General features: G+C 44.6%; 7 protein-coding genes. All 7 read right to left on the minus strand.

The window, feature by feature from the left end:
- A partial coding sequence (locus Q0296_RS03635; protein ID WP_298036648.1) for a 2-oxoacid:acceptor oxidoreductase family protein occupies positions 1-309 on the minus strand: 309 nt, incomplete at its 3' end.
- Positions 306-1,151, minus strand: coding sequence for a 2-oxoglutarate ferredoxin oxidoreductase subunit beta (locus Q0296_RS03640; protein ID WP_298036650.1), 846 nt, complete (start codon positions 1,149-1,151; stop codon positions 306-308). The genes Q0296_RS03640 and Q0296_RS03635, both read right to left, overlap by 4 nt.
- Positions 1,141-2,271 (minus strand): 2-oxoglutarate synthase subunit alpha, encoded by a 1,131-nt coding sequence (locus Q0296_RS03645; protein WP_298036652.1) that lies wholly within the window; start codon positions 2,269-2,271, stop codon positions 1,141-1,143. Before Q0296_RS03645 ends, Q0296_RS03640 begins: the two co-directional genes overlap by 11 nt.
- Positions 2,268-2,579 (minus strand): 4Fe-4S binding protein, encoded by a 312-nt coding sequence (locus Q0296_RS03650; protein ID WP_298036655.1) that lies wholly within the window; start codon positions 2,577-2,579, stop codon positions 2,268-2,270. The genes Q0296_RS03645 and Q0296_RS03650 overlap by 4 nt, the downstream gene beginning before the upstream one ends.
- 8 nt (positions 2,580-2,587) lie before the next feature.
- The gene (locus Q0296_RS03655) at positions 2,588-3,481 is read right to left on the minus strand and encodes a malate dehydrogenase (RefSeq protein WP_298036657.1); all 894 of its coding nucleotides are present in this window, start codon (positions 3,479-3,481) and stop codon (positions 2,588-2,590) included.
- 3 nt (positions 3,482-3,484) lie between these two features.
- Positions 3,485-5,638 carry an NADP-dependent isocitrate dehydrogenase gene (locus tag Q0296_RS03660; protein WP_298036659.1) on the minus strand — a complete coding sequence of 718 codons (2,154 nt, stop codon included), beginning with the start codon at positions 5,636-5,638 and terminating at the stop codon, positions 3,485-3,487.
- Between the two features lie 51 nt (positions 5,639-5,689).
- On the minus strand, positions 5,690-6,141 hold a 452-nt coding region (gene mltG / locus Q0296_RS03665; RefSeq protein WP_298036660.1), incomplete at its 5' end, for an endolytic transglycosylase MltG.

The raw sequence follows: 6,141 nt of genomic DNA on the forward strand, positions 1-6,141 counted from the left end.
ACTTACTTTTACCAAATTTGGCTCGACAACGATCGCACCGCCCTCTTTCACGCCGCTTTTAAAGGCGTTGTAGCTTATCTGCGCAGTGGCAAGCATAAAGTCTATCTCGCCCTCGTTTGCATAAGGGTATAAAATTTCTTTCTCATCAAGGATGATATCGACCTTCGTTGGGCCGCCACGCACCTGAGATGTGTAGGTAGAAGCCTTGACGCCGTATCCGCCTGCTTTTATCTTGGCAGCTGAGAGGATCTCGCCTGCTAGTATGACGCCCTGTCCGCCAACGCCGACAAATCTTAGTTGTGACTTCATGCTAGCTCCTCAAAATTTATCGCTTCATTGCTCATAGCAGCCTTTCTTACCTTGTCGTAAGCCTTGGTGTATTCGATCTTTTCTTCATCTTTATGCAGCACACCAAGTGGGAAAATGCCCTTTTTCTCTTCGTCACTTAGCATGTCAAATTTGACCTTGCTCGTCGTGCGGCCCTTTATCCACTCTAAATTTTTAACCGCCTCGCCCATTTTGTTCTTGCGACCTAAATTTATGTGGCAGTTTGAAAATACATCAAAAAAGCTGTATCCATCGTGGCTAAAGCCCTCTACAAAGAGCTTTGTGAGCTTCTCAGGCTCGATGACGCTTCCACGTGCGACAAAGCTAGCGCCTGCGGCGGTTGCGAGCTTACAGGCGTCAAAGCTAGGATCGATGTTGCCATACTGTGCCGTGACCGTCCACATGCCCTTTGGCGTCGTTGGGCTGGTTTGCGAGTTTGTTAGTGCGTAGATGAAGTTGTTTATTAAGATGTGATTTAGCCCTATATTTCGGCGGCATCCGTGTATCGTGTGGTTGCCTCCGATCGCCAGTCCGTCGCCATCGCCAGTTACTACGATGACATGCTTGTCTGGGTTTGCCATCTTTACGCCAGTGGCGTAGGCTATGGCTCTGCCGTGCGTCGTGTGGATAGTGTTGCAGTCTAGATATCCGCTAAAGCGGCCAGAGCAGCCTATGCCTGAGACCACGCAAACGTCGTTCATGTCCCAGCCCATCGTGTCGATAGCGCGGATGAGCGCCTTTAGTATGACGCCGTCGCCGCAGCCCCAGCACCAAAGAGTAGGCATTTTATCTGTTCGTAAATATTTATCGTAATTAAAAGCCATAAATTTCTCCTATCTTCGCCTCGATCTCGCTTGGGCTTATCGGTCTGCCGTTTGCTTTTAGCAGTTTTGCAAAGTCATCTCTTAAGATGATCTTTGAAATTTCGCCACTATATTGGCCTAAATTTAGCTCGCAGACCAAAATTTTCTTAAATTTATCTGATATCTCTTTTAGCTTTTTAGCTGGAGCTGGAAAAAGTGTGAGTGGCTTAAACAGCCCTACTTTTAGCCCTTTTTCACGTAAATTTAATATCGCTTGCTTGGCTGAGAGAGCCACACTACCAAAAGCGATGATACAAATTTCTGCGTCATTTAGCATAAACTCTTCAAATTTCTCGCACTCATCAGTGTGTAAATTTATCTTATTAAATAGCCTATTCATCGAGTATTCAACGATCTTGCCATCTTCTGTTGGAAAGCCAGTTGCGCCGTGATGAAGCCCTGTTATATGGTAGTGATAGCCTTTAAAGAAAGGATTTAGCGTGGCTGGCTCATCAGCTGCTGCCTCGTATGGTTTATACTCTTTTGGCTCGCCGCTAAACTCTTTCCTTTTATAAATTTCAAGCTCGCTGATTTCTGGCAAACTAACCCTTGCTTGCATGTGTCCTATCGTCTCATCAAGCAATAGCATAACTGGCGTCATAAACCTAGCTGCAAGATTAAAGGCGCGAACCGTCTGCGTATAGCACTCCTCTAGGCTGCTAGGGGCCAAAACTATCATATTTACATCGCCGTGAGTTGGGTTTTTGGCCTGCAAGATATCGCCTTGTGCGACGCGGGTTGGTAGGCCAGTTGAAGGGCCACCGCGCATGACATTTACGATGACAAGCGGTATCTCAGCGATAAAGCCAAGGCCTATTTGCTCAGCCTTTAGCGAAATTCCAGGTCCAGAGCTAGCAGTCATCGCTTTAGCACCGCTCGCACTTGCACCAAGAGCTACTGAAATCCCAGCTATCTCATCTTCCATTTGTATAAATGTGCCGCCATGTTTTGGCAAAAGCACGCTTAGCTCGTGGGCGATCTCGCTGCTTGGGGTGATAGGATATCCGCCAAAGAAGTTACAGCCACACTCGACCGCAGCCCTTGCTACTAGGGCATTTCCAGTTGATACTACCTCTCTCATGCGCTCTCTCCAAGCTTGGCAAATTTATTTGCCTTTACAGCCGCAGCTCGCTCTTTGCTCTCAGGAGTTAGCTTTGCAAATTTAAAGCCCTTTTCTGCCACATAAATGGCAAAATCAGGACAGTGAAGCTCGCAGTCACGGCAGCCTATACAGGAGTCTGGGTGGACGACCTCTATCATCTTACCAAGCACGGCATTTGGCTCGAGCCTCATACCTAGCACGCCTGCTGGGCAGTAGCTCACGCAGATATCACAGGCTTTACACCTGCTCCCATCGACCCAAACGGGGACATTTTCTTTTTCTATCATCTATATTCCTAGTCCAAATTTTCTTTTAAAAATTTAATGTTTTTTCTGATCTCAGCTTCGCTTTTGCTTAGTTGCTCTTGCTCGTCTTCGTCTAAATTTAGCTCTAAAATTTCTTTTAAGCCATCACGTCCGAGCCTTACTAGCCTGCCGCAGCTTAGCTCATCATCAAGTAGCACGCTAGCGCTTATTATCTCATCGCTCTTACCAACGATCATCTCGCACATTTTCACAGCTGCAGCCGCTGGCGCGTAGTAAGCCGAAGTGCCAAGCAGTTTAACGATCTTTGCTCCGCCAGTGCTTGTCTCTTTTTTAAGGATTGCAAGCTCATTTTCATTTAAATTTTCACTGATATTGCTGGCTGATACGATCATCTCGTCATTGTGAGTGCCAACGATCTTTGCTCTTAGCTTGCTGGCGTCCTTATCTTTTAAAAGCGCTAGCTCATATCTGCACCTTGCGCTATCTAGCTCACCAGCCATGCCGATCACTTTGTTTTTGCTAAAACCGCTAAATTTATGAGCCGTCCAGACCATCACGTCAAGTGGATTGGTGACTACGATTATCACTGCGTTTTTGGCAAATTCAGCTATCTTTTGCGCAGTTTGCTTTACGACAACGGCGTTTTTAAGTAGCAGATCTTCTCTTGTTTGACCCTCTTTTCTTGGGCTTCCAGCTGTGACTATGACGATGTCACTGCCTTCAATTAGCACAAAATCATCGCCACCACAAACGCTTGTTTTTGCGTTAAAGACGCAGCTTGACTGCGCTAGGTCGATCGCTTTTGCACGCGCCACGTCGCCAAATATATCTACAAGCGCGATCTCATTGCAAAGCTCTCTCATGCAAAGCGCATAAGCTATGCTAGCACCGACGTTTCCAGCTCCAACTACACTTATTTTCATCTCTTATCCTATTATTTTATTTAAAATTTCACTTGGTCGCATGACCTCATTTGCCTTTGCTTCGTCTGGCAGGTAGTATCCGCCAAATTCCGCGCTTGCACCATCATTTTCTCTGATCTGCTTTAAAATTTCACCTTCATTTTTTTCTAGCTCGTCTGCTAAATTTGCAAATATTGCGCTCAAAATCCCGCCACTTTTTGCCATCTCTCTCGCCCAAAAAAGCGCTAGATAAAAGTGCGACTCTCTAGTATCAAGAGTAGCATTTGGAGTTTTATTTTCGTCCAAATAGCTAGCAACCGCTCTATTTAGCGCCTCGCTTAGCTCTTTCGCCTCTTTTTTTTGCTTAAAAAACGCCAAATATTCAAGCGAAGCACTAAGCGCTAAAAACTCGCCCAGACTATCCCAAAGCAGATGATTTTTCTCTTTTAGCTCTTTTACAAGCGTCGGAGCCGTTCCGCCAGCGCCCGTCTCAAACATCGCTCCACCAGCAAGTAGCGGCACGACTGAGAGCATTTTTGAGCTGCCACCCAGCTCAAATATCGGGAAAAGATCGGTTAGATAGTCTCTTAAAACGTTGCCGGTTACGCCTATGACGTCTTTGCCAGCTCTTATCATTTCAAGTGATCTTAGCGTTGCTTGCTCGTAGTTTAAAATCTCAAATTTCACGCCAGCGTTAGTAAATTTCTCTTTAAATTTCTCAAATTTAGCTATCAAATTTCTATCGTGAGCACGGCTGCTATCTAGCCAAAATATAAGCTCATCTTTTGAAATTTCGCCTCTTTTTAAAGCAAGCTCAAACCACGCATTTATAGCATCATCCTTTGCCTGCGTCATCCTAAAAATGTCGCCACTTTTAACGCTAAATGCAAAGACACTCTCTCCCGCTTCATCAAAAACTACAAATTCTCCGTCCTCTTTTGCAACGAAAGTCTTATCGTGGCTGCCATACTCCTCGGCTTTTTTAGCCATTAGTCCCACGTTTGCCACGCTGCCGATCTTACTCACATCAAGCGCGCCATGCTCCTTAAAGTCCGCCACGCAGGCCTCATAAACCCTAGCGTAGGTCCTATCTGGGATCATGCAAAGTGAGAAATTTAGCTCGCCGCTTCTATCTTTTACCTTGCCAGAGTTTCTAATGAGCGCAGGCACGGAGGCGTCGATGATGACGTCATTTGGCACGTCAAAGTTGCTAGCATTTTCATTTAGTGCCCAAATTTTTGCTTTTTTACTCAAAATTTCATCTTTATTTTTAAGAGTTGAAATTTTATAAAACATATCTTTTAAGCCGTTTTTTGCCTCAACGCCACTAGCTTTAAACTCATCACCAAATAGCTCAAAAACCTCTTTAAAGTAGCTCTTTATCGCGTGAGCGAAGATGACTGGATCGCTAACCTTCATCATCGTGCATTTTAGATGGAGGCTAAGGGTCAAATTCTCTTTTAGTGCCGTCTCAAAGCAGCTTTCATAAAATTTATCTAGCTCATTTACGCTTAGATATGCAGCATCTACGACCTCGCCACTTTGTATGGCAAGCTCTTTTAAAAGCTCCTTTTTGCCGTCACTGCTAATAAAATTTATATAAAATTTCTCATCCTTACTAGCGATGATCGAGTGCTCATTTTCATAAAAATCGCCCTTTTGCATGTAGCAAATTTTAGTTTTATTTGCCTTGTCCCAGCTGCCGTTGCTATGTGGGTGCTTTTTGGCAAATTCTTTAACCGGTGGCAAGACTCTTCTGTCTGAGTTTCCTTGTCTAAGCACTGGATTTACCGCGCTTCCTAGCACTTTTTGGTATTTTTTAGCGACCTCTTCGTCGTAGTCTGTGACGATCTCGTCTGGATAAAATGGCACATTTATCCCCTTGCTTCTTAGCTCAGAAATCGCCGCTTTTAGCTGAACGAGCGTGGCAGAGATGTTTGGCAGTTTTATGATATTTGCCTCTTTGTGCGCGGTTAGCTCACCCAAAAGCTCTAGCTCATCGGCCTTGTTTAGCCCAAGCTCTTTGCTAAAAAGAGATAAAATTCGCCCTGCCAAGCTGATATCAGCCCTTGTTATGCTAATGCCAGCGCGGGATAAAAAGCTCTTAATGATAGGAAAGAGAGAGTAGCTTGCAAATAGCGGTGCTTCGTCGGTTTTGGTCCAGATAATATCACTCATTTTAGCCCTTTTGATTTTTGAAATTTATCACTTTTTTTATTAATATTAGCCCTATTTTCCGATATTTTGGTTGTGCTCGCTTAAGGTTTTTGAAAAAATGTGCTTTTTCGCCTTTTTATCAAGCACAAAGTATAAATAATCGCTCTTTGCAGGGTTTATCGCCGCTTTTATCGCACTTATTGAGACCGAGCAGACTGGGCTTGGCGGGATGCCGTCATTTAGATAGGTGTTAAACTCGCTCATATCGCTTCTTATGCGCTCAGCTGTGATCACATCGTGCGAGTAGATGCCATAATTTAGCGTGCCATCCATCTGTAGCCTCATGCCTTTATCTAGGCGGTTGTAGATGACTGAGGCCACTAGTGGCATCTCAGCGTCGTTAGCGGCTTCTTTTTGGATGATCGAGGCGATGGTTAGAATTTTAAACCATTTTTTCTCGTTATACTCACCAAAAACTTTCCTGCTGATCTCGCTTTGAGCCTTTTTTGACGAATTTACAAGAT

The organism is uncultured Campylobacter sp., from assembly GCF_937890585.1.
In the GTDB taxonomy this organism is placed as follows: domain Bacteria; phylum Campylobacterota; class Campylobacteria; order Campylobacterales; family Campylobacteraceae; genus Campylobacter_A.

Excerpts from the sequence above, each read along its gene's own strand:
- Q0296_RS03640 (WP_298036650.1), bottom strand. The coding sequence starts at position 1,151 with ATGGCTTTTAATTACGATAAATATTTACGAACAGATAAAATGCCTACT.
- Q0296_RS03645 (WP_298036652.1), bottom strand. The coding sequence starts at position 2,271 with ATGAGAGAGGTAGTATCAACTGGAAATGCCCTAGTAGCAAGGGCTGCG.
- Q0296_RS03650 (WP_298036655.1), bottom strand. The coding sequence starts at position 2,579 with ATGATAGAAAAAGAAAATGTCCCCGTTTGGGTCGATGGGAGCAGGTGT.
- Q0296_RS03655 (WP_298036657.1), bottom strand. The coding sequence starts at position 3,481 with ATGAAAATAAGTGTAGTTGGAGCTGGAAACGTCGGTGCTAGCATAGCT.
- Q0296_RS03660 (WP_298036659.1), bottom strand. The coding sequence starts at position 5,638 with ATGAGTGATATTATCTGGACCAAAACCGACGAAGCACCGCTATTTGCA.